The 25,850-nt window shown below is 72.0% G+C and carries 28 protein-coding genes and 1 tRNA gene; 12 read left to right on the top strand and 17 right to left on the bottom strand.

The genetic code is table 11. The annotated features are described in order from the left end of the window. Positions 1 to 28 precede the first annotated feature (28 nt). Positions 29 to 1,351, bottom strand: coding sequence for a bifunctional o-acetylhomoserine/o-acetylserine sulfhydrylase (locus QZL85_RS13255; protein WP_295577517.1), 1,323 nt, complete (start codon positions 1,349 to 1,351; stop codon positions 29 to 31). A 161-nt stretch (positions 1,352 to 1,512) separates the two neighbouring features. Here QZL85_RS13255 and QZL85_RS13260 point away from each other — a divergent pair, with 161 nt between their 5' ends. After that, a complete protein-coding gene (locus QZL85_RS13260; protein ID WP_295577520.1) occupies positions 1,513 to 2,295 on the top strand; it encodes an SDR family oxidoreductase in 783 nt (260 codons plus the stop codon). On the opposite strand, the gene QZL85_RS13265 is transcribed toward QZL85_RS13260, so the two are convergent. Next, positions 2,216 to 3,760, bottom strand: coding sequence for an MFS transporter (locus QZL85_RS13265; RefSeq protein WP_295577521.1), 1,545 nt, complete (start codon positions 3,758 to 3,760; stop codon positions 2,216 to 2,218). The two genes, QZL85_RS13260 and QZL85_RS13265, sit on opposite strands and share 80 nt — an antisense overlap. Before the next feature lie 74 nt (positions 3,761 to 3,834). On the opposite strand from QZL85_RS13265, the gene QZL85_RS13270 reads away from it, so the two are divergent. From QZL85_RS13270 to QZL85_RS13280, 3 genes are read left to right on the top strand one after another with little or no spacing between them, the layout of a single operon-like run. Further along, on the top strand, positions 3,835 to 4,335 hold the full coding sequence (locus QZL85_RS13270; RefSeq protein ID WP_295577523.1) for a phosphoribosyltransferase: 501 nt from the start codon (positions 3,835 to 3,837) through the stop codon (positions 4,333 to 4,335). Further along, positions 4,335 to 5,045: a uracil-DNA glycosylase gene (locus QZL85_RS13275; RefSeq protein ID WP_295577525.1), complete on the top strand. Its 711-nt coding sequence runs from the start codon at positions 4,335 to 4,337 to the stop codon at positions 5,043 to 5,045. The genes QZL85_RS13270 and QZL85_RS13275 overlap by 1 nt, the downstream gene beginning before the upstream one ends. Before the next feature lie 9 nt (positions 5,046 to 5,054). Further along, positions 5,055 to 5,672: a GNAT family N-acetyltransferase gene (locus tag QZL85_RS13280; RefSeq protein WP_295577527.1), complete on the top strand. Its 618-nt coding sequence runs from the start codon at positions 5,055 to 5,057 to the stop codon at positions 5,670 to 5,672. Here QZL85_RS13280 and QZL85_RS13285 read toward each other — a convergent pair. The 8 genes from QZL85_RS13285 to QZL85_RS13320 all read right to left on the bottom strand — a co-directional run bounded on the left by QZL85_RS13285 (position 5,649) and on the right by QZL85_RS13320 (position 13,021). Then, complete coding sequence (locus tag QZL85_RS13285; protein ID WP_295577529.1) at positions 5,649 to 5,975, bottom strand: protealysin inhibitor emfourin; 327 nt, start codon at positions 5,973 to 5,975, stop codon at positions 5,649 to 5,651. The two genes, QZL85_RS13280 and QZL85_RS13285, sit on opposite strands and share 24 nt — an antisense overlap. Beyond that, a complete protein-coding gene (locus QZL85_RS13290) occupies positions 5,965 to 7,017 on the bottom strand; it encodes a M4 family metallopeptidase (protein WP_295577531.1) in 1,053 nt (350 codons plus the stop codon). Before QZL85_RS13290 ends, QZL85_RS13285 begins: the two co-directional genes overlap by 11 nt. Before the next feature lie 10 nt (positions 7,018 to 7,027). Then, positions 7,028 to 7,846 (bottom strand): ABC transporter ATP-binding protein, encoded by an 819-nt coding sequence (locus QZL85_RS13295; RefSeq protein ID WP_295577534.1) that lies wholly within the window; start codon positions 7,844 to 7,846, stop codon positions 7,028 to 7,030. Then, a complete protein-coding gene (locus tag QZL85_RS13300; protein ID WP_295577537.1) occupies positions 7,843 to 8,631 on the bottom strand; it encodes an ABC transporter ATP-binding protein in 789 nt (262 codons plus the stop codon). The genes QZL85_RS13295 and QZL85_RS13300 overlap by 4 nt, the downstream gene beginning before the upstream one ends. Beyond that, positions 8,628 to 9,500 (bottom strand): ABC transporter permease, encoded by an 873-nt coding sequence (locus QZL85_RS13305; protein WP_295577539.1) that lies wholly within the window; start codon positions 9,498 to 9,500, stop codon positions 8,628 to 8,630. The genes QZL85_RS13300 and QZL85_RS13305 overlap by 4 nt, the downstream gene beginning before the upstream one ends. Further along, positions 9,497 to 10,447 carry an ABC transporter permease gene (locus tag QZL85_RS13310; protein ID WP_295577541.1) on the bottom strand — a complete coding sequence of 317 codons (951 nt, stop codon included), beginning with the start codon at positions 10,445 to 10,447 and terminating at the stop codon, positions 9,497 to 9,499. Before QZL85_RS13310 ends, QZL85_RS13305 begins: the two co-directional genes overlap by 4 nt. Then, on the bottom strand, positions 10,444 to 11,955 hold the full coding sequence (locus tag QZL85_RS13315; protein ID WP_295577544.1) for an ABC transporter substrate-binding protein: 1,512 nt from the start codon (positions 11,953 to 11,955) through the stop codon (positions 10,444 to 10,446). Before QZL85_RS13315 ends, QZL85_RS13310 begins: the two co-directional genes overlap by 4 nt. Before the next feature lie 106 nt (positions 11,956 to 12,061). Then, positions 12,062 to 13,021: an alpha/beta fold hydrolase gene (locus tag QZL85_RS13320; protein WP_295577546.1), complete on the bottom strand. Its 960-nt coding sequence runs from the start codon at positions 13,019 to 13,021 to the stop codon at positions 12,062 to 12,064. Positions 13,022 to 13,090: 69 nt separating this feature from the next. Between QZL85_RS13320 and QZL85_RS13325 the strand changes: the two genes are divergently transcribed. From QZL85_RS13325 to QZL85_RS13335, 3 genes are read left to right on the top strand one after another with little or no spacing between them, the layout of a single operon-like run. Further along, entirely contained in the window at positions 13,091 to 13,576 is a 486-nt protein-coding gene (locus QZL85_RS13325; protein ID WP_295577548.1) for a carboxymuconolactone decarboxylase family protein, read from the top strand. Then, positions 13,573 to 14,295, top strand: coding sequence for a tyrosine-protein phosphatase (locus QZL85_RS13330; RefSeq protein WP_295577550.1), 723 nt, complete (start codon positions 13,573 to 13,575; stop codon positions 14,293 to 14,295). The genes QZL85_RS13325 and QZL85_RS13330 overlap by 4 nt, the downstream gene beginning before the upstream one ends. A 60-nt stretch (positions 14,296 to 14,355) precedes the next feature. After that, the gene (locus tag QZL85_RS13335) at positions 14,356 to 14,820 is read left to right on the top strand and encodes an SIP domain-containing protein (RefSeq protein ID WP_295577552.1); all 465 of its coding nucleotides are present in this window, start codon (positions 14,356 to 14,358) and stop codon (positions 14,818 to 14,820) included. A 16-nt stretch (positions 14,821 to 14,836) separates the two neighbouring features. Here QZL85_RS13335 and QZL85_RS13340 read toward each other — a convergent pair whose 3' ends face one another. The 4 genes from QZL85_RS13340 to QZL85_RS13355 form a co-directional block, all read right to left on the bottom strand. Then, on the bottom strand, positions 14,837 to 15,292 hold the full coding sequence (locus QZL85_RS13340; RefSeq protein WP_295577555.1) for a Fe-S oxidoreductase: 456 nt from the start codon (positions 15,290 to 15,292) through the stop codon (positions 14,837 to 14,839). Next, positions 15,289 to 16,116 carry an arginase family protein gene (locus QZL85_RS13345; protein WP_295577557.1) on the bottom strand — a complete coding sequence of 276 codons (828 nt, stop codon included), beginning with the start codon at positions 16,114 to 16,116 and terminating at the stop codon, positions 15,289 to 15,291. The genes QZL85_RS13340 and QZL85_RS13345 overlap by 4 nt, the downstream gene beginning before the upstream one ends. A 76-nt stretch (positions 16,117 to 16,192) precedes the next feature. Continuing rightward, positions 16,193 to 16,930 (bottom strand): PspA/IM30 family protein, encoded by a 738-nt coding sequence (locus QZL85_RS13350; RefSeq protein WP_295577559.1) that lies wholly within the window; start codon positions 16,928 to 16,930, stop codon positions 16,193 to 16,195. 81 nt (positions 16,931 to 17,011) lie between these two features. After that, the gene (locus QZL85_RS13355) at positions 17,012 to 19,057 is read right to left on the bottom strand and encodes a TPM domain-containing protein (RefSeq protein WP_295577561.1); all 2,046 of its coding nucleotides are present in this window, start codon (positions 19,055 to 19,057) and stop codon (positions 17,012 to 17,014) included. A 174-nt stretch (positions 19,058 to 19,231) separates the two neighbouring features. Between QZL85_RS13355 and QZL85_RS13360 the strand changes: the two genes are divergently transcribed. From QZL85_RS13360 to QZL85_RS13370, 3 genes are read left to right on the top strand one after another with little or no spacing between them, the layout of a single operon-like run. Then, the gene (locus QZL85_RS13360; protein ID WP_295577562.1) at positions 19,232 to 20,065 is read left to right on the top strand and encodes a DUF3097 family protein; all 834 of its coding nucleotides are present in this window, start codon (positions 19,232 to 19,234) and stop codon (positions 20,063 to 20,065) included. 40 nt (positions 20,066 to 20,105) lie between these two features. Next, positions 20,106 to 20,873, top strand: a complete 768-nt coding sequence (trmB, locus tag QZL85_RS13365) for a tRNA (guanosine(46)-N7)-methyltransferase TrmB (RefSeq protein ID WP_295577565.1) — start codon at positions 20,106 to 20,108, stop codon at positions 20,871 to 20,873. Positions 20,874 to 20,884: 11 nt separating this feature from the next. Then, positions 20,885 to 21,736, top strand: a complete 852-nt coding sequence (locus QZL85_RS13370; protein ID WP_295577567.1) for a CPBP family intramembrane glutamic endopeptidase — start codon at positions 20,885 to 20,887, stop codon at positions 21,734 to 21,736. 14 nt (positions 21,737 to 21,750) lie between these two features. Here the strand turns inward: QZL85_RS13370 and QZL85_RS13375 are convergent, their stop codons facing one another. The 3 genes from QZL85_RS13375 to QZL85_RS13385 form a co-directional block, all read right to left on the bottom strand. Continuing rightward, a complete protein-coding gene (locus QZL85_RS13375; RefSeq protein WP_295577569.1) occupies positions 21,751 to 21,945 on the bottom strand; it encodes a hypothetical protein in 195 nt (64 codons plus the stop codon). A gap of 357 nt (positions 21,946 to 22,302) precedes the next feature. After that, positions 22,303 to 22,378 (bottom strand) — tRNA-Arg (locus QZL85_RS13380). 16 nt (positions 22,379 to 22,394) lie between these two features. Beyond that, positions 22,395 to 23,153, bottom strand: a complete 759-nt coding sequence (locus QZL85_RS13385) for an SGNH/GDSL hydrolase family protein (protein WP_295577571.1) — start codon at positions 23,151 to 23,153, stop codon at positions 22,395 to 22,397. A gap of 114 nt (positions 23,154 to 23,267) precedes the next feature. Here QZL85_RS13385 and QZL85_RS13390 point away from each other — a divergent pair, with 114 nt between their 5' ends. Both QZL85_RS13390 and argS read left to right on the top strand, forming a co-directional pair. Further along, positions 23,268 to 24,104, top strand: coding sequence for a transglutaminase family protein (locus QZL85_RS13390; protein ID WP_295577573.1), 837 nt, complete (start codon positions 23,268 to 23,270; stop codon positions 24,102 to 24,104). Positions 24,105 to 24,185: 81 nt separating this feature from the next. Continuing rightward, positions 24,186 to 25,850 carry an arginine--tRNA ligase gene (argS, locus tag QZL85_RS13395; protein ID WP_295577575.1) on the top strand — a complete coding sequence of 555 codons (1,665 nt, stop codon included), beginning with the start codon at positions 24,186 to 24,188 and terminating at the stop codon, positions 25,848 to 25,850.

Raw genomic sequence — 25,850 nt, forward strand, 5'->3', positions numbered from 1 at the left:
CATCCGTCGTGTTCTGAGGAGGAACGGATCAGGCGCGGGCGGCCTCCGAGACGCGGCGCGCGGCGCCGAGCGCCTGCTCGAGGTCGGCCTTGAGGTCCTCCACGTTCTCGAGGCCCACCGACAGGCGCACGAGACCCGGCGTCACGCCGCTCGTGAGCTGCTGCTCCGGGGTGAGCTGGGAGTGCGTCGTGGACGCCGGGTGGATGACGAGCGAGCGCACGTCGCCGATGTTGGCGAGGTGGCTGAACAGCGTCAGGGAGTTCACGAACTCGCGGCCCGCCTGCACGCCGCCCTTCAGCTCGAAGGACAGCACGGCGCCGACGCCCTTGGGCGCGTAGCGGTTCGCGGCGGCGTACCAGGGCGAGGTCGGCAGGCCGGAGTAGTTGACGGACGCGATGTCCTCGTGGTTCTCCAGCCACTCCGCGATCTCCTGGGCGTTCTGGACGTGGCGCTCGATGCGCAGCGACAGCGTCTCGATGCCCTGGATGAGCAGCCAGGCGCTCTGCGGCGAGATGGCGGCGCCGAGGTCGCGGAGCAGCTGCACGCGGGCCTTGATGATGTAGGCCAGGCCGTCGCCCACCGCGGTCGTGTACGACGCGCCGTGGTAGGAGGGGTCGGGCTCGGTGAGGCCCGGGAACTTCTCGACGTTCTTGGACCACTCGAAGGTGCCGCCGTCGACGATCACGCCGCCGATGACGGTGCCGTGGCCGCCCAGGAACTTCGTCGCCGAGTGCACGATGATGTCGGCGCCGTGCTCGAACGGGCGGATCAGGTACGGGGTCGCGATCGTGTTGTCGACGATCAGCGGGACGCCGGATTCGTGTGCCACATCGGCGACCGTGCGGATGTCGAGGACGTTGATCTGCGGGTTGCCGATCGTCTCCGCGAAGAACAGCTTCGTGTTCGGGCGGACGGCGGCGCGCCAGGCGTCGGGGTCGTCCTGGTTCTCGACGAAGGAGACCTCGATGCCGAGCTTGGCCAGCGTGTACTTGAAGAGGTTGTACGTGCCGCCGTAGATGGAGCTCGAGGAGACGATGTGGTCGCCGGCCTGCGCGATGTTGAGGACCGCGAAGGTCTCGGCGGCCTGGCCCGAGGCGACGAGGAGTGCGCCGGTGCCGCCCTCGAGTGCAGCGACGCGCTGCTCGACGACATCCTGGGTCGGGTTCTGGATGCGCGTGTAGATGTTGCCGAACTCGGCCAGCGCGAAGAGGTTCGCGGCGTGGTCGGCGTTGTCGAACACGTACGAGGTGGTCTGGTAGATGGGGGTGGCGCGGGCCTTCGTGACCGGGTCCGGAGCGGCGCCGGTGTGGATCTGCTTGGTCTCGAAGCGCCAGTTCTCGGGTGCGGACATGTCGGCTCCTGCGGTCGGTCGGGGCCTGCGACGGACGCCGCGGGCCATCACCGACAGTAGGGTCGCGGGCGGGGACGCGACAACGCGTGGGACATCTGACGTAACGCGGCACGCGGCGGGCCCGGACGCCGCGTCGCGGCGGGGTGGGTAGCGTGGAGGTCATGACGACACGACGCGCCGTGGTGACCGGCGCCAGCTCCGGGATCGGCGAGGCGACGGTGCGTGCGCTGCGCGCGACGGGATGGGACGTGGTGGGCGTCGCCCGCCGCGCGGAACGGCTCGCGCGCCTGGACGAGGAGGTCGGGTCGGTGTCCTTCGCCGCCGACCTCACCAAGCCCGCCGACGTCGACGCCCTCGCCGAGCACCTCGCCGGCACCGGCGACGTCCACGCCCTCGTGCACATCGCGGGGGGCGCACGCGGCACCGACCGCGTCGAGGACGGCGACCCGGAGGACTGGCGGTGGATGTTCGAGGTGAACGTGCTGTCGGCGCAGCTCGTGACCGCCGCGCTCCTGCCGCTCCTGCGCGAGGCCGCCGTCGACGGCTACGCCGACACGCTGTACGTCACGTCCACGGCCGCGCAGACCGCGTATCCGGGGGGTGCGGGCTACAACGCCGCGAAGGCGGGGGAGTCGATGCTCGTGCACGCGCTCCGCCTCGAGCTGAACGGGGAGCCGATCCGGGTCACCGAGGTCGCCCCGGGCATGGTGCAGACCGAGGAGTTCACCCTCAATCGTCTCGGCGGCGACCGGGCGAGCGCGGAGCGCGTCTACGAGGGCGTCCCCGAGCCGCTCACGGCGGACGACGTGGCCGACGTCATCGCCTACGCGCTCAACGCCCCCGGCCACGTCAACCTGGACCTCGTCACGATGCGTCCCGTCGCGCAGTCCGCGCAGCACCTGCTCGCGCGCGGTCCGCTGCGCCCGCGCCTCCCGCACGACTGATCGGGGCGGCTGATCGCTGGGCGGCGCCGGCCGGGGGAGCGTCCGCGAAGGCCACCTTCGGCACGAAGACGAGCAGCAGCGCGGCGAGGAACCCGCCCGCGGCGCAGATCGCCCACACGGTGAGGTAGCCGCCGAGCGACGCCGCGGTCTCGCTCGCGACGATGCCCGCGCCGGCGGCGAGGACGACGCCGAACACGGCCGAGGAGAACGTCCCGCCGATCGTCTTCGTCGTATTGGTGAGCGCGGATGCCACACCCGTCTGCCCCCGGGGGGCGGCCGCCGCGGCAGCGGCCGGCATCGCGCCGACGAGGGCGCCGCAGCCGAGCCCGGCGATCGAGAGGTTCAGCAGCACCTGCCACAGCTCCACGTGGAACGGCAGGAACAGGGCGTAGCCGATGCCGACGAGGAGCGCCGCCGCGATCAGCACGACGCGGGGGCTCGCCCGCCGCGATGTGACGGCGAAGATCACGGCGCCGACGATGAGCGAGACGAGGTAGACGCCGATGACGTTCGACCGCTCGGTCGCGTCGAGACCCAGCCCGTAGCCGAGCGACGGGTCGGTGCCGGCGTACGTCGAGAGCGGCCCCTGCGCGCCGAGCAGACTGATCCCGACGAGGAAGGCCGTCGCCTGCACGGGCCACATCTCCGGCCGGCGGAGTACGCGGATGTCGACGGCCGGGTCGCTCTGGCGCAGCTCGTAGCGCACGAACAGCACGAAGCCCGCGAGACCGGCCGCCAGCAGCAGCCACACCCACACCGCGCCGGGGCCGTTCAGCCGCAGGAAGGTGAGCGAGCTCGTGACGAGCAGCAGCGAAAGCGCCAGCAGCACGAAGCCGCCGGTGTCCAGGCGCCGGCCGGGCACCGGCTCGGACTCGGGCACCCAGAGCCAGATGACGACGGCGACGAGGGTGACCGCGATCGCCGGCACGAGGAGGGTGAGGGTGAGGTTCTCTCCGGTCGCGGCGAAGATCCGCCCCGCGGCCAGCGCCCCGATGATGGCACCCGCCTGGAGGCCGACGACGAGGAGGCCCGCCGCTCGACGCGTGAGCGAGACGCCGCGGTTCTGCGTGCGGCCCCGCTCGAAGATGAGCGCGATCTCCAGCGGCAGCCACACGACGTAGAAGCCCTGCAGCGCCCACGCGATGAGGAAGGTCCAGAACGAGGTCGCGAACGCGAGCCACCACGTCGCCCCGGCGGTGAGGATCGCCGCGATCAGCAGGATCCGCTTGTGGCCGTACATGTCGCCGAGCTTCGCGAGCACCGGCACGACGAGGGCGGAGAGCAGCAGCTGCGCCGCCTCGAACCAGTTGACGTCCGAGTCGTGGATGCCGAGCGCCAGCACGATGTCGCTGAACAGCGGCACGTAGTACCCCTGCAGCATGCCGGAGACCAGCTCCACGACGATGAACCAGCCGATGAGGCTCGCGGTGATGCCGAGCGTGGAGGTGCGGAGCGCCGTGGTCACGGCGATCAGTCTAGGGGTGGGCGGTCGGCGCGCCGCGGCGGCTCTAGGCTGGGGCGGAGCAGAGGAGGCGCCGGGTGACGGATGAGCGGGAGACCCTGACCTGGGACGGGTTCGGCGACGCATCGCGGGAGCTGGCACGCGCGATCGTCGCGGAGGGCTTCGTCCCCGATGTGGTCGTCGCGATCGCCCGCGGCGGGCTCCTGCCGGCCGGCGCCATCGCGTACGGCCTGGGTGTGAAGAGCTGCGGTGCGCTGAACGTCGAGTTCTACACCGGCATCGGCACGGTCCTCGACGCCCCCGAGCTGCTGCCCCCGGACCTCGACCTCGGGTACCTGCCCGGCAAGCGGGTCCTGCTCGTCGATGACGTCGCCGACAGCGGACGCACGCTCGCGCTCGCCGTGAAGCTGCTGCGCGAGGTCGGCGCCGATGTGCGGTCGGTCTGCATCTACACGAAGCCGGGATCCGTCGCGCTGCCCGACTTCTCCTGGCGCGAGACCGACCGGTGGATCGATTTCCCGTGGTCGTCGCGGGGGAGCGTCCTCGAGGAGGATGCGGGCGCGGCGGCGTCGGCCTGATGTCCGCGTCGCTCGACGAGCTGGCCGAGGCCGGTCTCATCGATCCGGAGTGGGCGGTCGCACTGGCTCCCGTCGCCGGCGACATCGCGGCGCTCGGCGCCCGGCTGCGCGCCGAGGTCGCCGCCGGTCGCGGCTACCTTCCCGCGGGCGATCGCGTGCTGCGTGCGTTCGCGCGCCCGCTGCGCGAGGTCAAGGTGCTCATCGTCGGTCAGGACCCCTATCCGACCCCGGGGCACCCCATCGGCCTGTCGTTCGCGGTCGAGCGGAGCGTGCGGCCGCTGCCGCGCAGCCTGCAGAACATCTACCGCGAGCTGCACGACGACCTCGGCATCCCACCGGCCCCGCATGGCGACCTCTCCGCATGGAGCGCGCAGGGGGTCATGCTGCTGAACCGGGTGCTCACGGTCGCCCCCGGCGTCCCGGCATCCCACCGCGGATGGGGATGGGAGGCGGTCACGGAGCACGCCATCCGTACGCTCGTCGCCCGTGCGCAGCCGCTCGTCGCGATCCTGTGGGGGAAGGATGCCGCCGGCCTGAAGCCGCTTCTCGGGCCGACCCCCGTCATCGAGTCGGCGCATCCGTCGCCGCTGTCCGCGCGGCGGGGCTTCTTCGGCTCACGGCCGTTCTCCCGCACGGACGACCTGCTGCGGGGCCTCGGCGCCGACCCCGTCGACTGGCGGCTGCCCGACCCGGACGCGCTCCCCGCGTAGGCTGTCGGCATGCTGGAGGAGGAATACGACCGCGACCGTCGCCGCCTGCCGCGGCACCTGCGCCGCCAGCCCGAACCGGAGCGGCCGTTCACTTACGAGATCCGTCCTGCCGTCCGCGCGGACGTCCCCGACATCCGGGAGATCTACAACTACTACGTCACCAACTCCGTCGTCACCTTCGACGAGAAGAAGTGGACGCACGCGCAGTGGGCCGACAAGTTCGACCACCTGCAGAAGCTCGGCCTGCCGTTCCTCGTCGCCGTCTCGCCGTCGGGCCAGGTCCTCGGCTACGGCTACGTGTCACCCTGGACCGGCAAGTCCGGCTACCGCTACACCGTCGAGAACTCCATCTACCTGGGCCAGGCGGCCACCGGCAAGGGCCTCGGGCGAGCGCTCCTGGAGGCGCTCATCGCGGCGTGCCAGCAGCTCGGCATCCGCGAGATCGTCGCCGTGATCAGTGACCGCGGGGCCGAGGCCTCGGTCGCGCTGCACGGGCGGCTGGGCTTCGTCGAGGTCGGCCGGATGGGCAAGGTCGGGTTCAAGTTCGGGCGCTGGCTCGGCACGATCTACATGCAGAAGCACCTCGAGCCGCTGAAGAAGCGCTCATTCCTGCGGCGCCGCGACTGACCGCGCGAGCTCTCGCACGGCGTCGATGAGCTCACGCCACGGCCCGTCGACATCCTGTTCGGCGAGCTCCGCGTGGCGCTCGTCGGGGCCGCGCACGGCGGAGACCGACCACGTGAACCGGTCGGCGCCCTCCGGCTCCGCGGCGACCTCGTCGCAGGCCTCCCACGGGCAGCGCTCGACGATGTCGGCGAGGCCGGAGGCCGCGCCGCCCTCCACGTGCCAGCGCCGGGACAGTCCCGCGAAGCCGCCCGTGCGCACGACGGTCACGGCGACGGCGGGTGCGTCCTCGGGTTCAGCGGCCATCCTCGATCACGCCGACGCCCGTCCATGCGTCTCGGACGGCGGCGGCCTCCTCCGACTCCTCACCGTACTCCTCGACGGCGGTGGCCAGGGTGGCCGTCGCGAAGGCCGTGAAGTCGGCGCGCGGGGTGAGGCGGCCGCCGGTCAGGGTGAGGTACCAGATGCGTCCGGCGCGCTCCCACGCGTGTCCGCCGAGCGCCGTCGCCGCGAGGTGGAACGCGCGGTTCGGGATGCCCGAGTTGATGTGCACGCCGCCGTTGTCGGAGGTCGTCTCCACGTAGTCGGCCATGTGCCCGGGCTGCGGGTCGCGGCCCAGCACGTCGTCGTCGTAGGCGGTCCCGGGCGCGCTCATCGAGCGCAGCGCCGTACCCTGCACGGCGTCGGTGAAGATGCCGGCCCCGATGAGCCACGTCGCCTCGTCGGCGGTCTGCCCGTGCAGGTGCTGCTCGGTCAGAGCGCCGAACACATCGGCGATCGACTCGTTGAGGGCGCCGGACTGGCCCGTGTAGTCCAGGCCGCCGGCGTTCTCGATCACCCCGTGGCTGAGCTCGTGTGCGATGACCGTCACGGAGCGGGTGAAACCGGCGAAGACCTCTCCGTCGCCGTCGCCGAACACCATCCGCTCGCCGTTCCAGAACGCGTTGTCGTAATCGACGCCGTAGTGCACGGTCGCCGCCAGCGTGCCCCCGACGCCGTCGATCGACGCGCGGCGGAAGGCGTCCCAGTACATGTCGAACGTCGCCCCCAGCCCGTCGAACGCCTCATCGGCGGCACGGTCGCCGGTCGCCGGATCGTCCTCCCCGCGCACGCGCACACCCGGCAGGGTCTCCCGGTTCTGCGCATCGGAGATCACCCGGTCGGGCAGCGGCGAGGCCTCCATGACGAGCGCGTCGCCGTCGACCGACAGGTCGAGCCGGGCCCGCACCGGACGGTACTCCCGGGCGACGGCCAGCGTCGCGCGGGCCGCCTCGGCCGCGCGCGCAAAGTGCGGCTCCTGGGTCGCGGCGAGCCGGGCGAGCAGATACGGGGGGACGATGGCGTGCATGTGCGACACGTTAGCCCTCGCCCCCGACGCGGCGGTCCCGCGCGTCGATGACGGGGATGGAGGCCAGCAGCCGTCGCGTGTACGCGACCTGGGGCTCCAGCAGGACCTTCTCGGTCGGTCCCTCCTCGACGATGCGGCCGTCTTTCATGACGATCACCTCGTCGCAGAGGTTCTGCACGACGCCGATGTCGTGGGAGACGAGCAGGAGCGTGAGCTGCTCGCGACGGCGGAGGTCGCGGAGGAGCTCGAGGATCTGCGCGCGCACCGTGACGTCGAGCGCGGAGAGCGGCTCGTCGCCGACGAGGACGCGGGGACGGTGCACGATCGCGCGCGCGATCGCGATGCGCTGCCGCTGGCCGCCGGAGAACTCGTGGGGGAAGCGGTCGGCCATGTCCGCCTCGAGTCCCACGTCCTCGAGCACCTCGTGCACGCGCGCACGGCGGTCACCGGGGATGCCGAGGGCCCACAGCGGCTCGGCGACGATGCGCCCGACGCTCATCCGCGGATCCAGCGACGCGTACGGATCCTGGAACACGATCCCGGTCTCGCGGCGCAGCCAGTGCAGCGAGCGCGCGCCGGCGCGCGCATCGACCGGTCGCCCGTCGAAGGTGACGGTGCCGGTCGTCGGGGTGTCGAGCCCGAGCAGGAGGCGGATGAGCGTCGACTTGCCGGAACCGGACTCCCCGATGATGCCGACCGCCGAGCCGGCGCGGACGTCGACGTCGGCGTCGTCGAGGGCCGTCGTGTACCTCGGTGGCGCGAAGAGTCCGGGGGAGGGCGCGCGGAAACGGCGGCCGAGGCCGCGCGCGCGGATGAGGTCGTCGCTCACGCCCGACCTCCCGGGCGCCACAGGGTCGCGGTGGCGTCGCGCAGCAGACCCTGCGTGACGGGGGAGGTCGGTGCACTGAGCAGCTGGGAGATGGCGCCCTCCTCGACGACGCGGCCGTCCTCGAGGACGACGGCGTGCGTCGCGATCTGCGACAGGACGGCGAGGTCGTGGGTGATGAAGACGAGCGACATCCCGTCGTCGGCGACGAGGGAGCGGAGGAGTTCGAGGATCTCCGCCTGGATGGTCACGTCCAGGGCCGTGGTCGGCTCGTCGGCGATGAGGAGGCGCGGCCGGCAGGCGAGGGCCATCGCGATCGCCACCCGCTGCCGCTGACCGCCGGAGAGCTGGTGCGGATAGCGTCCGACGATCTGCTCCGGGTCGGGCAGCCGCACGCGGTCGGCCTCGGCGACGGCGCGGGCGAGTGCCTCACGCCGCCCGAGCCCCTCGTGGATGCGGATGGACTCGGCGATCTGCCGGCCCACGGTGCGGATCGGGTTCAGCGCCGTGCGGGGCTCCTGGAAGACGATCCCGATCTCGTCGCCGCGCAGCTGCGCGAGCTCGCGGTCGGGCAGGTCGATCAGCTCGCGTCCGGACCAGCGGATGCTGCCGGTCGCCGTCGCGCCGCCGGGGAGCAGTCCGAGGAGCGCGAGGGCCGTGAGGGACTTCCCGGAACCGGACTCGCCGATGAGGCCCACACGCGCGCCGTCGGGCACGTCGAAGGAGATGCCGTCCACGACACGGCGGCCGGAGATCTCGATCGTCAGGTCCCGCACCTCGAGGCTCACGCGACCACCGCCGGCACGTGATGCGCGGCGCGGCGCCGCGACAGGGTGGGATCGGTGGCCTCGCGGAGGCCGTCGCCGAGCAGGTTCAGGCCCAGCACCGTGAGCGTGATCGCCAGGCCCGGCCACACGACCGTGAGCGGATACACCGTGATGTAGGCCTGCAGATCCTTCAGCAGCAGTCCCCACGACGGTTCGGTGACGGGCGCCCCGAAGCCGAGATAGCTGAGACCCGCCTCGGCGAGCACAGCGACGGCCATCGCCCAGGACAGCTGCACGATGAAGACGGGCGCGACGTTGGGGAGCAGGTGCCGCCAGAGGTTCTGGAACGGGGTGAGGCCGCTCGCGCGGCCGGCCAGGACGAAGTCGCTGTGCAGCACACGGCGCAGCTCGGGACGGGTGACGCGGGCGACGTTGACGCCGAAGCCGATCCCCACCGAGATGATGACGACCCACAGCGAGCCGCCCCACACCGCGGAGATCATCATCGCGATGATCAGCACGGGGAACGCGATCAGGATGTCGACGAGCACCGCGACGGACTCCCGGAGCCACCGCGCCGTCAGCGCGCCGAGTGCGGCGAGGACGATCCCGATCACGGTCGCCACGACGGCGGCGCCCACGGCCACCCAGACCGTCGTGCCGGCGCCCGCCATCAGGACGCTCAGGATGTCGCGGCCCGATCCGTCGGTGCCGAGCAGATGCGGCCAGCCCGGCGGAGCCCAGCGGTCGGCGATGTCGACGCGCTGCGGGTCGAACGGCGTCCAGAAGCGCGCCACGAGCGCGACGACGGCGATGCTCGCCGCCACGATCAGTCCGAATCGGCCGGTGGAGAGTGCCCACAGCCGGCGGAGCCACGCGAACCGGGTCATTCCGCCTCCCGCTGTCGCGGGTCGATGACCCGGTGGGTGAGGTCGACGAGGAACCCGACGATCAGCACGAAGCTCGTCAGCACCAGGAGCTCGCCCTGCACCTTGAGCAGGTCGCGGTTGCTGACGTCGGCGACCAGCATCCGCCCGATCCCGGGCAGCGTGAACAGCTGCTCGATGACCACGGCGCCCACGATGATCCCCGCGACCTGAAGCCCGAGGACCGTGATGATCGACAGTCCGACGGTCGGCAGGCCGTGCCGGACGAGTGCCTGCGTGCGGGTCAGTCCCTTCGCGGCGGCGGTGCGGACGAAGTCCTCGCCGACGGCCTGCAGGGTCGCCGAGCGGACGAACCGCAGCAGCATCGCGCCCTCGATGACGCCGATCGTGATGGCGGGCAGGAGCAGCGCGCGCAGCGCCGCGCCGGGGTCGGACCAGCCGCCGCGCGGGAACCCCTGCGCGGGCAGCCAGCCGAGCCAGACGGCGAACACGACGACGAGCATCATGCCGGCCCAGACGACCGGGACGGCCGCCACCGCCTGCGCGGCGACGCTCAGGGCCGTGCCGTCGGCCCGGCCGCGCCGGATCGCGGAGAGGACGCCGAAAGGCAGTGCGATGACGATGGCCACGGTCATCGAGAGGAGACCGAGTGGGATCGTGACCTGCGCCTTCTGGGCCAGCTCGCTCGCGACCGGCGTGCCGGTGAGCATCGACTCGCCGAGGTCGCCGGTCAGGACACCGCCGATCCAGGCGGCGTACTGACCGAGCAGGGGCTGGTCCAGGCCCAGGCGCTCCCGGATCGCCGCGACCTGCTCCGGCGTCGAGTTGAGGCCCGCGATGAGCTGGGCGACGTCTCCGGGGAGCACCCGCAGAGTGAAGAAGATGAGCGCACTGGCGACGAACAGCCCGAGCAGCAGCAGGGCCGATCGCGTCAGGGCGTATCGGATCACTCCGTGCTCTTGACCAGTTCGGCGAGGTTGAGGCGCTCGTTGACGTTCACCGACGGCACACCGGCGACGTCGGAGGACACGGCGAGCACGGACGCGCCGTTGTACAGCCAGTCCGCCGCCATGTCCTCGGACACGATGCGCGCCGCCTGGGCCAGCAGGTCGGCGGCCTCGTCCGGGTCGACCGCGGCGATGGAGTCCGCGAACAGCTTCTGCACCTCGGGATTGTCGTAGGTGAAGTAGTACTCCGGGTTCGCCCAGTTCTCGAAGTCGCGGGACTCCGTGTGGAGCACGAAGCTCAGGTCGTAGTCCTTGTTGATGTACACGTCGTTGATCCACGTGGGGAACTCCACCTGGTTCACCTTGAGCGTGATCCCCACGTCGTTGAGGTTCGACACGAGGATCTGCGAGACCGTGGTGCCGTACCCGCTGTACAGCGTGAGCGTCAGCGTCAGGTCCTCCGCGCCGGCGTCGGCCAGCAGCGACCGGGCGGCTTCGGGATCGAAGGGCGCCACGTCGGAGAGGTCCTCGTAGCCGGGGTCGAGCTCGGGGATGGGGCCGTACTGCGTCTGGCCGGCACCGAGCGCCTCGACGATGGCATCCTTGTCGATCGCCTGCCGGATCGCCTGGCGCACGCGCTTGTCGCTGAGCGGGCCGCTCGCGGAGTTCATCGCGAGGGTGCCCTTGTCGGTGGACTTCCCGAGCACGAGGCTGAAGTCGCCGCCCGCCTCGATCTGGTCCTTCAGGTTCGCGTCGAAGCCGGTCAGCACATCCAGCTCGCCCGCGAGCGCGCCGTTGAGTGCGGCCTGCGTCTCCGGGATGTAGCTGAAGACGACCTCGGCGACCTGCGCGGGCTCGCCCCAGTAGTCCGCGTTGCGCGCGAACGTGATGCTGGCGCCCTGCTTCCAGCTCGCCAGGGTGAACGGACCGGTGCCGTTCGCGGCCGTCTTGCGGTCGATCTTGTCGCCCTTCTTGAGGACGAGCCCGGCGCGGCCGGTGAGGTTCCACAGGAGCGTCGAGTCCGGCGCGCTCAGCGTGAGGGTGATCGTCTGCCCCTCGGCGGCGATGCCCGTGACGCCCGCGAGGCGTGCCGAGTCGCGGTAGGCCGCGTTGTCCCGCACCTGCGTCAACGACCACACGACGTCCTCGGGGGTGAGCTCCTGGCCGTCGTGGAAGGTGACGCCCTCGCGGAGCGTGAACGTGTAGGTGAGGCCGTCGGGCGAGATCTCGTAGTCGCTCGCGAGGGCGGGGACGATCTCCTGATCCGGCGTGCGGGCGACGAGGCCCTGGTAGACGTTGTCGATCAGGATCTGGTCCAGCGCCGCACCGGCGGTCTCGCGGATGTCGAGGTTGCCGGGCTCCAGCACGAGGCGGATGCCGACCGAGGCGTCCGGGTCGGGGGTGACGTCGGTCTCGGACGGGCCGGGCGTCGTGCTGCCGGTGCACGCGGTGAGGAGGAGGGCGCCGGCGGCGAGCATCGCCGCAGCGGCGAGGGCGGTTCGACGAAGCATGCGGGGGAGGTCCTTTCGCAAGGGCAGACTCGGCGTCATCGGTGTCCGATGCGGGTCTGCGGACGTGGTGCGCACAACAGCCTAGGGTGACGTGTGGCTCGCGCGGTCATCGGGCGTCATGAACGCGTTCCGCGATGAGACCGCCGAGCTGGACGGGCACGTCCTCCTGCACGTTGTGCCCCGCCGGGACCGTGATGATCTCGGCGGCGGGAAGGCGCCGCGCGTACTCGTCGACGTCCGCGGAGGAGAGGTAGCCGCGCGCGCCGCGGATGAGCGTGAGCGGCACCGTGACGGCGGCGAGGTCGTCCCACCCGGCGGACGACAGCACGCCGGCCGCGGCAGTGGCCGCACTGTCGGCCGCGTCCGCGGCCGCGCGGTCGGTGGCCAGCAGATGGGCCAGGTGCGCGAAGTGGTGCTTCCACTCGACGCGCCCGTCGGCGCGGACGCGGGAGTTGAGGAACACGCCCCGCGTCGCCGCCTCCCGCGAGCCGCCGAGTCCGAAGGAGAGGGCGCGGTCGACGAGCTCCTCCCGCGAGGCCCAGTCGCTCGGGCCGGCGAAGAACTCGCGGATCTGGCGGGCGCCGCCGTTCGGATCGAGGCCGGGGGAGATATCGACGACGATGAGGCCGCGCACGAGGCCCGGATGCGCCGCGGCGAGGGCCGCGGCGGTCAGTCCGCCGAGCGACTGTCCGACCACGATCTGCGGCGACGGCGCCCACTCCGGCAGGACCACGGCGAGGTCCGCCGCGAGGGTGCGACCGCTGTACGCGCCGTCGGCGCGCCACGACGAGTCGCCGTGCCCGGGCAGGTCGACGGCGAGGGCCGGCAGCCCGAGGGCGAGGATCGTCGTGTCCCAGGTGTGGGCGTTCAGCCCGGCGCCGTGCAGGAAGGTGACCACCGGCGGGGTGAAGCCGCCGGTGGCGGCGTCGCCGTACTGCAGGGCGCTGACCGTGCGGCCGTCCGGCAGGGACGCGGTAAGGCGGCGGACCGGCGGGATCGCGGCCGCCCCGATGTCGGCCGCCTGCGCGGGAAGGAACGAGAACTCGTCGAACGGCGTCGTGGTCACGCGGCATCCTCGGGGTGACGGGGTGATGGTCGATCCATTCTCGCGGATGCCGTCGGTAGGGTGGGCGTCATGACCACGGAACGCCGCGTGCACCTCTCCCGCTCGGCTCGTCCCGCGTACGACGCCCTCGAGGCGTTCTCGCAGACCGTCGGCGAGATCGCGGCCCAGGCGGGGATCGACGCGCGGCTGAAGGAGCTCACCCTCGTCCACGCGTCGCAGCTGAACGGCTGCGCGTACTGCGTCCGTATCCACGTGGACCGGGCCGTCGCGGCGGGCCTCACGGCGGACGAGATCGCGCAGATCGCGACATGGCGCGACTCGGGCGTCTTCACGGCACGGGAGCGCGCCGCGTTCGAGCTGGCCGAGCGCTACGTGTACATCCATGAGGACGGGATCCCCGACGAGGTGTACGACCATGTCGGCGGCATCCTCTCCGAGCCGGAGTACGTCGCCCTCAGCTGGCTGCTCGTGTCGATCAACGCCTTCAACCGCATCACGATCGCGGGCAAATACCCCGTCCCGCCGCGGCGGGGGGCCATCGCGGACCCGGCATGACCGATCCGCTGACGATCGCGGGGGCCCTCAACTTCCGGGACACCGGCGGTCTTCCCGCCGATGGCGGCACGACGCGTCCGGGCGTCCTGTTCCGTTCGGGCAACCTCGCACGCGTCGACGCCGCCGGGCGCGCCGCGCTGCAGCGGCTCGGCCTTCGTCGCATCATCGACCTCCGCGACGACGCCGAGGTCGCGTGGGAGCCGACCCGGCTGGCCGAGCTCGGCCACGAAACCGTCCGGATCCCGCTGTTCACCGGGTCGACGGCATCCTTCTTCGCCGAGGACCTCACGCTGGACGACCTGTACCGGAGCCTCGTCGACGGTTCGGGGGAGAGCATCGTGGCCGTCGTGCGGGCGGTGATCGCGGACCAGCCCGTGCTCGTGCACTGCACGGTCGGCAAGGACCGCACCGGGGTGACCGTGGCCCTTGCGCTCGCCGCTGCCGGCGTCGACGAGGACGCCGTGGTCGCAGACTACGCGCGCACCGAGGCGCTGCTGCCGGCGCGGCGCAACGAGCAGGTGGTCGCCTACCTCCGCAGCATGCACCCGGAGGCGCGTCACCTCGAGGAGCTGGCGACCCGTTCGCCGGCGCCCGCCATGCGCCGGGTGCTCGACGATCTGCGGGCCCGGTTCGGTGCCCCCGTCGACTTCCTCCGCGCGCACGGGCTCCGTGACGACGAGATCGATGAGCTGCGACGCGTCCTGATCGTCCCGCGCTGACATCCGCGCGGCGGAGGCAAGGTAAGGCAACCCTTCCTCACAGGGTATAGTGGTCGCATCATGTCCAGCTCCCTCGCGCACACTCCCGCCGCCTGCCGGGCGTCGAAGCACACGCGCGTCCAGCACCTCATCACGGCGGACGAGTCCTCGCTCGCCGAACTGGAGGCGCTGATCGCGACGCTGCCGCTCTGCTCTACCGGTCGCGTGTTCGTCGAGGTCCCGGATGCCGGCTGGATCGGCCGGATCGCGGCGCCCGCGCGGATGACCGTGACGTGGCTCGACCGCTCGCGCCGCTCCGGAGCCCCCGGCACGAGCCGGGCCTGCGCGCCCGGCCAGGCTCTCGCGCGCGCCGTCACGGCGTGGGCTGACGAGATGCTGTGCCGTGCGGACGATGCGACCCGCATCCACCTGCTCGGCGGGTTCCTCGGCACGGCCGACATCGTGGACCACCTGACGACGGCGCTGCACGTCGAGGCCTCCGCCATCGACGCTCCCGAGCGCTTCGGGCTGCTCTCCGCCCGCTGAGTCGACTCGACGGGGCTCAGCGTCCCGCGATGCGCGGCACGTAGTTCCCGTCCTCGAGGCCCGCGAGGATCTCGAAGCGGTTCTTCAGCGGGTTCCGGCCGGCGAAGAGGTACAGCACCGGCATCAGGAACCCGTAGCGCCGCCACTGCGCGGCGTGCACGGCTTCGTGGCGGAGGATCCGCTCCGTGAGGGGGCCGTCGCCGGTCAGGTAGCAGCGACCCACGCACACCCCGCCCCGGCCGTACGTCCAGGACGGCATCCCGCGGAAGACCAGCAGCCCGCCGCGGCGGAGCACGGGGCCCGTGGACCACAGCGATCCCCACACCCAGCCGACGGACGTTCCCCACCAGTAGCCGACGCGGCTGATGGGGGAGTCGAGCAGGAACGACGGGATGGCGCGGTCCAGGCGCTCGCCGCGGGTGACGGCACGCTCGGCGTCGGCCTTCCAGCCGGGCGGCGGGGTGGCGATCATGCGACCGCGCCCACGATGCGCAGGATGCTGCCGAGGTCGTCGACGGCGGCGGCGGGCGTCGCGGGCGCGAATCCGCAGACGGAGGCGCCCGCGAGGGGCAGGCGCTCACGCAGCGCGGCGATCGACGCGGTCACGTCGGCGACGGCGAGCCCGAACGGGACCGCGGAGGTGAGGCCGGTCATGACGGCGGGGTCGAGCACATCGAGGTCGATGTGGATGTAGACGGCGTCCGCGCCGGTCGCGACGACCGCGTCGACGAGGGCGCTCGGCTCGCCGAGCTCCGCGACGGTGAGGACGCGCAGCCCGGTCGCGACGATGAGGGCGGCCTCGGCATCCTCGAACTCGCGGGCGCCGGCCAGAAGGACACGGTCGGCGCTGACGACGCCGCCGGTGGAGAGTTCGCCGTCGCCGAAGACGGCACGCAGGGCCATGCCGGCGAATGCACCGGAGGGCGAGGTGTCGGGGGAGTGCAGATCACCGTGCGCGTCGAACCACACGACGGCCATCCCGGGATGCCGGCCGGCCGCGTGGGCGATCGCGGGGACGGCGACGCCGCAGTCGCCGCCGATCACGACCGCCGCCTCGCCGCCGGACTGCTCGGCGTGCTCGGCGAGCTCGGCGGCGAGGAGATCGCGGATGCGGGAGAGGGAGCTCAGGCGCCGCACCGGGCTGCCGAGCGATTCGCCGGCCTCCAACGGCACGTCGATGCGCGTGGACGAGGCGCGCGGCAGATCGCCCGCGATGGCCTCGGCACCGTCGATGAGCAGCATTGCGCGCGCGGCCGGAGAGCCCTGCCACTGCGGAACCACCACGAAGCGGGTCATGCGCTGCCTCTCGAGGCGAGGGGGCACGGCGCCGACCGGAGTCGGCGCCGTGCCACGGCGGAACGGCTCGCGCCGACTACTGCTCGATCGCGGGGGCTGTCGAGCCCCCGGTCTTCAGCGCCGCGAGCCGGGCCTCGACCTCGGTGAGCTCTCCGACGTCCTCGAGCTGGTTGAACTGCGCGTCCAGCGACGACGCCGCGAGCTCCTGCTTGCCGGTCGCGAGCGCCTCCTGCCGGCGGACCTTGTCCTCGAAGCGGCCGAGCTCGCTCGTGGGGTCGAGCACGTCGATCGACTTGACCGCGTCGTGGACCTTGTTCTGGGCCTCGGCGGTCTTGGCGCGGGCGAGCAGCTCGGAGCGCTTCGAGCGCAGCTGGTCGAGCTTGCCCTTCATGCCGTTCAAGCCGTCCTTGAGCTTCTCGACGACCTCGGTCTGCGCGGTGATCGACGGCGCGATGGCGCGGACCTCGTTCTCCTCGCCGATCTGACGCTGCAGCGCGATCTTCGCGAGGTTGTCGAACTTGTCGGCGTCGGCCGTGTTGCCCGCGGAGCGCAGCTCGTCGGCCTTCTTGCTCGCGGCGAGGGCCTTGTTGCCCCACTCGACGGCGGCCTTCTGGTCCTCCTCATGGTCGCGCTCGAGCAGGCGCAGGTTGCCGATCGTCTCGGCGATCGCGGCCTCGGCGTCGGCGATGTTGTTCGTGTAGTCGCGCACGAGCTGGTCGAGCATCTTCTCCGGGTCCTCGGCGGAGTCGAGGAGGGCGTTGATGTTCGCCTTCATCAGGGTCGAGATGCGTCCGAAGATGGACTGCTTTGCCATCGGTTTTCCTTTCCTAGCGGGAAGTCTCTTCAGTTGTAGTCGGAAGTCCATGTCACCTTCTGCAGGGTGGGCGGTGCGCGTTCAGAAGCGGCCCCCTCCGCGCCGGCCGCGCGTGCCGCCGCCGCCGAAGCTGCCGGGGCCGAGGCCTCCTCCGCCGAAGCCGCCCCCGCCGCCGCCGCCGAAGACGCCGCCGCCCCCGCCGCCGCCGCCGAAGATGCCGCCCCCGCCGCCTCCGCCGAGGAGGGAGTTGATCACGATGCCGCCGAGGACGGCGCCCATCATGTTGCCGCCGCCGCCGCTGTTGCCGCCGCCGCCGAAGAGGCCGCCGCCACCGCCGGAGAACGCGCCGACGTCGTTCTGCGCATGCTGGATGGCCTGGCCGGCCAGGTCGTTGGCGCGCTGCGCGTACTGCAGGGCCTGTGCGGGGTCGCTGGCGGCGAGCTGCTGCGCCTGGACGAGTGAGGCGCCGGCCTCGGCGAGCCGTGTGCGGGCTTCCGCGCCGATCGCGCCGCGGCGGGAGGTGATGAAGTCCTCCGCGGCGGAGACCTGCGCCTGGGCCTGCAGGAGCTGCTGACCGAGCAGCTGGCCGGCCCGCTGCGCCTGGGCCTGGGCGTCCCGGACTCCGGCGAGCAGGGTGTCGATCTCGGTGTTCACGGCCTCCAGCGCCGCGAGCGTCGCGAGCGGGCGCTTCTGACCGCCGGTCAGATTCGTGCGGGCGGCATCGACCTGCTGACGGGTGGATGCGATCACGGGGGCGAGCCGCGCATCCGGGTCGGGCATCGCACCGGCCGCGGCGAGGTCCTTCTCGAGGTCCGCGATCAGGGCCGCGGCGTTCTGCTCGCCGGCGGCGAGGTCGCCCTGCAGCTTCGTGACGGCATCCTCGAGCATGCGCGCCTGCCCGAGCGCCTCCTCTGCGGCGCGGATGCTGACGGCGGCCGCGGATCCGTCGCCCGAGCCGATCGCCTGCTGCGCGGCCGTCAGTCGCTCGTCGGCGAAATCGATGCGCTGCTGCGCCTGCGCCGGGTTGTCGGCGATGGTGGCGAGCGCTTCGGCGGCGTACGTCCCCTGCAGCGCGGCCAGACGCTCGGTCGCTTCGGCGAGCCCTCCGGCCACCGTCGCGCGCAGCTCCTGCGTGCGGGTGAGTGCTTCGGGTGCGTTCTGCTCGAGCTTGCGCAGCTCGTCGAACGCGTCGGCCTTCTCGTCCAGTTCCGCATTCGCCGATTCGCACAGCTCGAGGATCCGCGTGTTCCACGCCCGGACGTCCTGCTCGGTGTCGGGCACCTCGTCGTCGAGCTGCTGCTGCAGGGAGAACGCCTGGTCCAGGTTCGCCTTCGCGCGCGTGAGCGTCTCCTCGAACTCCGCCGCGGCGGCGTCGCCGAACTGGGCCCGGGCGAACCCGAGCTCCTGTTCGCTGGTCTTCACCGCATCGTCGGTCTGCACGAGCGCGGACGCCGCGCGCCGCGCGAGCTCGGCGGTGGGGACGGCGGTGACCGCCTCCGGCCCTGCCGCCCCGCCGGCGGCGGCCTTGGTCTTCCGGCGCGAGCGCACGACGAGCCAGACGACCACGATCACGGCGGCCGCGATCAGGAGGAAGACGAGGATGCCGCCGAACCCGCCGCCGTCCGCTTCGCCCCCGGGGGCGCCGTCGCCGCCGCCCACCGCGTTCTCGAGGCCGTCGGCGGCCGCGATCCCGGCGCCGGCCCAGTCCTCCGCGCCGAGCGCGGGCAGGATGCGCTGCTGTTCGATGGTGCCGAGGGCGGCGAAGTCGACGGGACCTGCGGAGTCCCCGGAGAGGTAGAACGTGCGACCCTCGGTCGCGACCGCGAGGAGGTACTGGTTGGGGCCGAGCCCGTTCGCCTCGGCCGTCTCGGTCGCCCACGCCTCGGGGTCGCTCGGCTCGGTGAACTCGTCGACGTAGACCACCCAGAGGTCGACGCCCGACGATGCGGAGAGCTGCTCGGACCGCTGCTGGACGTCGCTCTCCTCGGCCGCCGACAGGACGCCGGCGTCATCGAGGACGCGCGTCGCCCCCAGGGCGACGGGGGCGGTCGCGAGCGCGCCGCCGGCAGCCCCGCCGACGACGATCGCCACTGCGGCAGTGAGCGCCAGAGCCCATCGCGATCGCATCGGTGGATCCTCCTCCGGGGGCATGGCGGCCGCCCCCTCCGCGAGTCTATTCCCCGGCTCGCATGGGGCGATAGCTCCGCGCGGCGCCGTTCGCCGCGCATCCCGTGGTTTCCGCGCGTGGCTCGTTCTGGGCCCGGCCGGACCGGGTTAGGCTCTCGCGTTCGGAGGGTGACGATGGAAGACCGATACGCAGGCGACGTGCTCGCTCCGGGCTGGCGCAGCGCCGGCCGCCCCGTGGTCCCGGTCGTCGAGGCTGTCCGCGATCTCGTCGTCGAGGTCGCCGCCGACGGCTTCTGCGGCGCCGTGGCCGGGTGGCAGCCCGGACTCGTGGAACTCGAGGACCGGCACGGCCGCGTCCGCCTCTTCCCGCTCGGCGCGGGGTTCCTGGTGGACGGCGCGCCGGTGCAGCTGACCGCACCGAAGGCCGCGGCGCCCAGGACGCCCGCCCGCACGGCATCCGGGTCCTTCGCCGCGCCCGATGCGCGCGCACGGGTCGCCCGTGCGTCCCGGATCCTCGTCGAGGGCAAGCACGACGCGGAGCTCGTCGAGAAGGTGTGGGGCGACGACCTGCGGGTCGAAGGGGTCGTCGTCGAGTTCCTGCAGGGCGTCGACCTGCTGGACGCCGTCCTGCAGGGCGATCCGCCCTCGGCGGAGCGCCGCTACGGCGTGCTCGTGGACCACCTCGTCCCCGGGTCGAAGGAGACCCGTCTCGCGCAGGCCGTCGAGCGCGGCCCGCACGGGCGCTTCGTGCGGATCGTCGGGCACCCGCACGTCGACGTCTGGCAGTGCGTGACCCCGAAGGCGCTCGGCATCGCCGGGTGGCCCGAGGTGCCGCGCGGCACCGAGTGGAAGGTGGGCGTCAGCCGCGCCCTCGGCTGGCCGGCGGAGACCCCCGTCGACCTGGCTCGGAACTGGCAGCGGATCCTCGGCGCCGTGCAGTCCTACCGCGACCTCGACCCCGCCCTGCTCGGTCGCGTCGAGGAGCTCATCGACTTCGTCACGGAGTGACCCCGCGGGGGTGGCGCGGCCGACTGGGTAGCCTGGGGGGATGCCGCATCCCGCCGACGCCGACGCACCTGCCGACGACGACGCGTCCGACGCCCCGCGGTTCCGCGAGAGGCCCGTCTCGTTCGTCCGCCGCAGCGGACGGATGAGCGACGGGCAGGAGCGCGGCTGGGCGGCGCTGTCGCCCCAGTACCTGCTGACGGTCGAGCGGGACGCCGCCGCCACCAGCGTCCGGCCGGGCGCGCCCATCGACCCTGCGGTCGTGTTCGGACGCTCCGCCCCGCTCGTCGTGGAGATCGGCTCCGGTCAGGGGCACGCGATCGTGCATGCCGCCGGCACGACGCCGGCGACCGACTTCCTGGCCGTCGAGGTGTTCCGTGCGGGCCTGGCCCGCACGATGCTCGACGCGGATCGGGCCGGGATCGACAACCTCCGTCTCGTCGAGGCCAACGCCCCCGAAGTGCTGGAGCACCTGCTGCCTCCGGCATCCGTCGATGAGATCTGGATCTTCTTCCCCGATCCGTGGCACAAGAACAAGCACACGAAGCGTCGCCTCATCGCGCCCGACTTCCCGGCTGTCGCGGCACGGGCGCTTCGGATCGGCGGGCGGCTGCGCCTCGCGACGGACTGGGAGGACTATGCGCTGCAGATGCGCGAGGTCATGACCGCCGCGGCCGGATTCGCGCCGGCGTTCGAGGGGGAGTGGGCCCCGCGGTTCGACGGGCGCATCATGACCGCGTTCGAGCGCAAGGGCCTGGCGAAGGGACGCCACATCCGCGATCTCGTCTACATCCGCGCCGACGGCAAGTGAGCGGGCCGCCGATGCCGACTGATTCCGATCTGGGCATACGCCCCGTCGTCTCGCTGCGGACGATCCCGGCGGCGCTGATCTGCCTCGCCGCCCCGGCCCTGTTCGTGCTGCAGATGTCGTGGCTCGGCTGGGCGCTGCTGGCCGCGGGGATGCTGGGGGCCGTGCTGATGGAGCGTGGCGCCGTGATGCAGCGCGGCCCCTCGCTCACGCGCGACCTGTCGCTCATCGCGGTGGGGCTCTTGATCGTCAGCGCCATCGATCTGGCTGCCGAACTCGACAACCTGGCCATGGTGCGGTTCACGCTGGCCCTCGGCGGCGCCGTCGCGGTTCCCTACGTCATCTCGCGGTGGGTGTATCGCGATCGGGCGATCCGGTTCCCGTGGCGCGGCGGCCACGCGTGGAAGCCATGGCAGTGGATGTGGCTCGGCGCGGTCCTCGTGCTCGGCTGGCTCCTGCTGCCGTTCTACTTCCTCACGAGCGGGGTCTACCAGAACTGGCCCGTCGTCGACTCGCCCGACCTCATCGCACGGCTGTTCGTCGGCGTCGGAGCCGTGGGCATCTGGGACGAGCTGTTCTTCATCTGCACGTGCTTCGCGCTCCTGCGCCGGCACTTCTCCGACGGCGCCGCGAACGTCCTCCAGGCGATCGTGTTCGTCTCCTTCCTGTGGGAGCTCGGCTACCGGGCCTGGGGCCCGGTCCTCACGATCCCCTTCGCACTGCTGCAGGCCGTGATCTTCCTCCGCACCAAGTCGCTCGGCTACGTCGTGACGGTGCACCTGCTCTTCGACGCCGTCGTGTTCGCGGTGCTCGTCCACGCGCACAATCCGGGGCTGCTGGACTGGCTGTTCTTCATCTCGCCGTAGCGCCGCCCGCGTCGTCACAGCAGCGCGAGCAGCGCCGGCCCGAAGACGACGAGCGCGGCGACCGGGACGACCAGGAGGCCGAGCGCCACGATGCCGAACGCCAGCATGCTGCCGAGCACCGAGAGGACGGCGGCTGCCCCCGCGGAGACCCGCTCGGCCGGGGAGATGCGGCGGGAGTGCGGACGGGCGGAGAGGGTCGCGGTGGCCATGATCCGACGGTAGGAATCGGCGGAGGCCGAGCGCGTCGGCCTGCGGACCGATCCGCGTCATCCTGGAGGATGACGCGCGCCGCGGGAGGCGGCATCCTCACCTTCAACATGAACTCGAGATGACTTCTCGACGACATCTTGACGGCGTCGCGGGGCGGAGTATCTTGGTGTTCGCGAAGGAAAACGGAGACACAGGGACTCGCAAGAGAACCGGGAACAGAGACCGAAACCGCAACTGACGATCGCCCCGAAGCTCCGGCTCCGGGGCGATCTTCTTTTGTCCGGTGGACGCAGTCGACCCCGGCGAAAGGAGAAGGGACCGCAGGGTCTGAGTGACCCGCGATCCCTTGTTCCTAGTGGTGCCCCCGACAGGAGTCGAACCTGCGACCTACGGTACCGGAAACCGGCGCTCTATCCACTGAGCTACGGAGGCGTACCGATCGAGACTATCACCGCGAGATGGTCGCGACCGCCTCCGCCAGGCGCTCGGCGAGGTACCGATGTCCGGCGGTGGACGGATGGTCCCGACCGATCCCGGTGTCGATGACGTCGAGATAGTTCGCCTCGGTGATCCAGCCCTCGCGGAGCGGCGAGAGGTACCACCAGCCGCGCTCGCCGGCAAGCCGCGCGAGGTCGCGGTCGATCCGCGCCGTCGCCTTCTGCACCGGCAGCACCTGCGGGGCGGGGCCCAGCACGACGATCCGCGCGGACGGGTACGTGGCGGAGAGTCGGTCCCACGCCGCGTCGACGGCGGCGGCATACCCGGTCGCCGGCAGGCGGCGGTCGTTGATCGACCCCTGGATGATGACGAGGTCCGGTTCGATCGCCGGGTCGAGCGCCGCGATGCGCGTGCCGAAGTCGGGTCCGTCGATGCCGGGCTTGAGGTAGCCGCTGCCGCGCACGCCGTCGACGACGGTCGTCCAGCCCGTGAGGTCGGACACGACATACGCGTAACCGAGCGCCGGGTCGGATGCGGCAGAGCCGAACGTCCACGAGTCGCCGAAGATCAGGACGGTGGGATTCTCCGGCAGGTCGAGGAGGTCCGGCGTGACCGCGACGGCGGTGTCGCCGGAACCGGCCGCGACGGTCGCCGCAGGCGTCGACCACGGCCGCCAGACGGCCACCACCGCGACCGCCGCGAGGACGACCGCGAGCCCCGCGAGGACCCACGGCGGGATGTGCCGGGAGGTCGGGTCGATCGCGCGCATGCGATGAGGGTACGTCACGTTGCGGGCCGGACGGAAACACCGTGTCGACACCCTTCCGCGAGCCCGCGGCAGGGCAGTGCCGGAGGACGCCGCACGGCATGCGAGGATATCCCGGTGCAACGCATCGTGACCGCCGAACTCGACCTGGATCTGGGGTCCTCCGTCGACCTGATCTTCCAGATCGCGGCGGCCCAGCCGGCGCCCGTCGTGCGTGAGGAGCTGACCTTCACGCAGGGCGATCGCGTGTACACGCCGACCGAGATCGTCGACCAGTCCGGCAGTCGCCTGCACCGCCTCCTCGGCGAGGCCGGCCGGCTCGAGGTCCGCTACGAGGCGGTTGTCGAGGGGCTCGGCACACAGCGCGCCACGAGCGACCTCGAAGCCATCACGTACCTGCGCCCGAGCCGCTACTGCCAGTCCGACGAGGTGTTCTCGCAGGCGCGCCGTCAATTCCGCGGCCTCCAGGGGCACGAGCTGATCGCGGCGGTCAGCGACTTCGTCGCGACCAGCACCACCTACACGCCGGGGCTCAGTCAGGGGACCGACTCCGCGGTGACGACCCTCATGACAGGCCAGGGCGTCTGCCGCGACTACGCGCACGTCGTGATCGCGCTGCTGCGCGCGATGGACATGCCGGCCCGCTACGCCGCCTGCTTCTCGCCCGGCCTTCGCCCGATGGACTTCCACGCCGTCGCCGAGGCCTACCTCGACGGCAGCTGGTACGTCATCGACGCGACCCGCCTGGCGAACCGCCGCTCGCTCGTGCGCATCGCGACGGGCCGGGATGCCGCGGACTGCGCCTTCCTCAGCTACCACGGCGGACACGTGGGCCTCTCCCGCATGCGGGTCGACGCCTGCGTCGTGCCGGACGACGCCGCCGAGTTCGACATCGTCGCCGTCGCATCCGATCCCGCTCACGACGACGCGACCGAGCTGATCCAGCTGGCCTGACGCCTCCGGCATCCGTCCGCGACCGCTCGGAGAGCGCCGAACGGGGGACGGTGCGGGCACGGCCCGTAGACTTGAGAGGTTATGAATCCTGACGCCCTCTCCGAAGCCCTGCTCGCCGTCATCGCCCCGCTCGCGGAGGCGCGACGAGCCGGCTCCAGCGAGGGACTCACGGTCGCGGACCTCGTCCTCGAGCGTCCTAAGAACCGCGATCACGGCGACTGGGCGTCCAACGCCGCGCTGAAGCTCAGTAAGACCATCGGCGCCAACCCGCGCGAGTTCGCCGCGGAGATCGCGGCGCGCCTCAGCGACGTCGACGGCGTCGGGAGCGTCGAGGTCGCCGGCCCGGGGTTCATCAACATCCGTCTGGATGCCGCCGCCGCCGGCGCGCTCGCGAAGACCATCGTCGAGGCGGGCGCCGCCTTCGGCAGCAACGAGAGCCGCGCCGACGAGGTCATCAACCTCGAGTTCGTCAGCGCCAACCCGACCGGACCCATCCACCTCGGCGGCACGCGCTGGGCCGCCGTCGGCGACTCGCTCGCGCGGATGCTCGCCGCCCAGGGCGCCGCCGTCACGCGGGAGTACTACTTCAACGACCACGGCGCCCAGATCGACCGGTTCGCGCGCAGTCTCCTCGCCGCGCACGAAGGCCGGCCGACGCCCGAGGACGGCTACGGCGGCGGGTACATCCACGACATCGCCCGCCGCGTCGCGCTGGCCTACGAGGGCGACATCGACGCGCTCGAGCCGGCCGAGAAGCAGGAGGCGTTCCGGGCGATCGGCGTGGGCTTCATGTTCAGCGAGATCAAGCAGTCGCTGCACGAGTTCGGCGTCGATTTCGACGTGTACTTCCACGAGAACGACCTGCACGACTCCGGCGCCGTCACCCGCGCCGTCGAGCGCCTGCGGGCGCTCGGCCACATCTTCGAGTCCGACGGCGCCACGTGGCTGCGCTCGACGGACTTCGGCGACGACAAGGACCGCGTCGTCATCAAGTCCGACGGCCAGCCCGCGTACATCTCCGGCGACCTCGCCTACTACCTGGACAAGCGCGAGCGCGGCTTCAACCGCTGCATCATCATGCTCGGCGCCGACCACCACGGCTACGTGCAGCGCCTCATGGCGATGTGCGCCGCCTTCGGCGACGAGCCGTACGTCAATCTGCAGATCCTCATCGGCCAGATGGTCAACCTCGTCAAGGACGGCCAGCCCATGCGCATGTCCAAGCGCGCCGGCACGGTCGTCACGCTCGAGGATCTCGTGGAGATCGTCGGGACGGATGCCGCCCGCTACGCGCTCGTGCGGAGCTCCGCCGACTCGAACCTCGACATCGACCTCGACGTGCTGCAGAAGCGCACCAACGACAACCCCGTCTTCTACGTGCAGTACGCCCACGCGCGCACCCACAACGTCGGCCGCAACGCCGCGGACTCGGGGGTCGACCGGTCCGCGTTCGCGCCGGAGCTCATCGACCACGAGACCGAGTCGGCGCTCCTCGGCGCCCTGCAGGAGTTCCCGCGCATCATCGCGTTCGCCGCGGAGGTGCGGGAGCCGCACCGGGTCGCCCGCTACCTCGAGGAGCTCGCCGGCCTGTACCACCGCTGGTACGACAACTGCCGCGTCACGCCGCTCGGCGACGAGGAGGTCACCGACCTGCACCGCACGCGGCTGTGGCTCAACGACGCCACCGGTCAGGTCCTCCGCAACGGTCTCGGCCTCCTGGGCGTCAGCGCCCCCGAGCGGATGTGA

Origin of the sequence: uncultured Microbacterium sp., assembly GCF_900078385.1 — a bacterium.
Classification (GTDB): domain Bacteria; phylum Actinomycetota; class Actinomycetes; order Actinomycetales; family Microbacteriaceae; genus Microbacterium.

Coding starts and splice junctions, on each gene's coding strand:
- QZL85_RS13345 (WP_295577557.1), bottom strand. CDS start 16,116: ATGACCCGCTTCGTGGTGGTTCCGCAGTGGCAGGGCTCTCCGGCCGCG.
- QZL85_RS13280 (WP_295577527.1), top strand. CDS start 5,055: ATGCTGGAGGAGGAATACGACCGCGACCGTCGCCGCCTGCCGCGGCAC.
- QZL85_RS13350 (WP_295577559.1), bottom strand. CDS start 16,930: ATGGCAAAGCAGTCCATCTTCGGACGCATCTCGACCCTGATGAAGGCG.
- QZL85_RS13370 (WP_295577567.1), top strand. CDS start 20,885: ATGCCGACTGATTCCGATCTGGGCATACGCCCCGTCGTCTCGCTGCGG.
- QZL85_RS13255 (WP_295577517.1), bottom strand. CDS start 1,351: ATGTCCGCACCCGAGAACTGGCGCTTCGAGACCAAGCAGATCCACACC.
- QZL85_RS13385 (WP_295577571.1), bottom strand. CDS start 23,153: ATGCGCGCGATCGACCCGACCTCCCGGCACATCCCGCCGTGGGTCCTC.
- QZL85_RS13325 (WP_295577548.1), top strand. CDS start 13,091: ATGACCACGGAACGCCGCGTGCACCTCTCCCGCTCGGCTCGTCCCGCG.
- QZL85_RS13335 (WP_295577552.1), top strand. CDS start 14,356: ATGTCCAGCTCCCTCGCGCACACTCCCGCCGCCTGCCGGGCGTCGAAG.
- QZL85_RS13275 (WP_295577525.1), top strand. CDS start 4,335: ATGTCCGCGTCGCTCGACGAGCTGGCCGAGGCCGGTCTCATCGATCCG.
- QZL85_RS13330 (WP_295577550.1), top strand. CDS start 13,573: ATGACCGATCCGCTGACGATCGCGGGGGCCCTCAACTTCCGGGACACC.
- QZL85_RS13360 (WP_295577562.1), top strand. CDS start 19,232: ATGGAAGACCGATACGCAGGCGACGTGCTCGCTCCGGGCTGGCGCAGC.
- argS (WP_295577575.1), top strand. CDS start 24,186: ATGAATCCTGACGCCCTCTCCGAAGCCCTGCTCGCCGTCATCGCCCCG.
- QZL85_RS13305 (WP_295577539.1), bottom strand. CDS start 9,500: ATGACCCGGTTCGCGTGGCTCCGCCGGCTGTGGGCACTCTCCACCGGC.
- trmB (WP_295577565.1), top strand. CDS start 20,106: ATGCCGCATCCCGCCGACGCCGACGCACCTGCCGACGACGACGCGTCC.
- QZL85_RS13375 (WP_295577569.1), bottom strand. CDS start 21,945: ATGGCCACCGCGACCCTCTCCGCCCGTCCGCACTCCCGCCGCATCTCC.
- QZL85_RS13340 (WP_295577555.1), bottom strand. CDS start 15,292: ATGATCGCCACCCCGCCGCCCGGCTGGAAGGCCGACGCCGAGCGTGCC.
- QZL85_RS13290 (WP_295577531.1), bottom strand. CDS start 7,017: ATGCACGCCATCGTCCCCCCGTATCTGCTCGCCCGGCTCGCCGCGACC.
- QZL85_RS13285 (WP_295577529.1), bottom strand. CDS start 5,975: ATGGCCGCTGAACCCGAGGACGCACCCGCCGTCGCCGTGACCGTCGTG.
- QZL85_RS13315 (WP_295577544.1), bottom strand. CDS start 11,955: ATGCTTCGTCGAACCGCCCTCGCCGCTGCGGCGATGCTCGCCGCCGGC.
- QZL85_RS13355 (WP_295577561.1), bottom strand. CDS start 19,057: ATGCGATCGCGATGGGCTCTGGCGCTCACTGCCGCAGTGGCGATCGTC.
- QZL85_RS13260 (WP_295577520.1), top strand. CDS start 1,513: ATGACGACACGACGCGCCGTGGTGACCGGCGCCAGCTCCGGGATCGGC.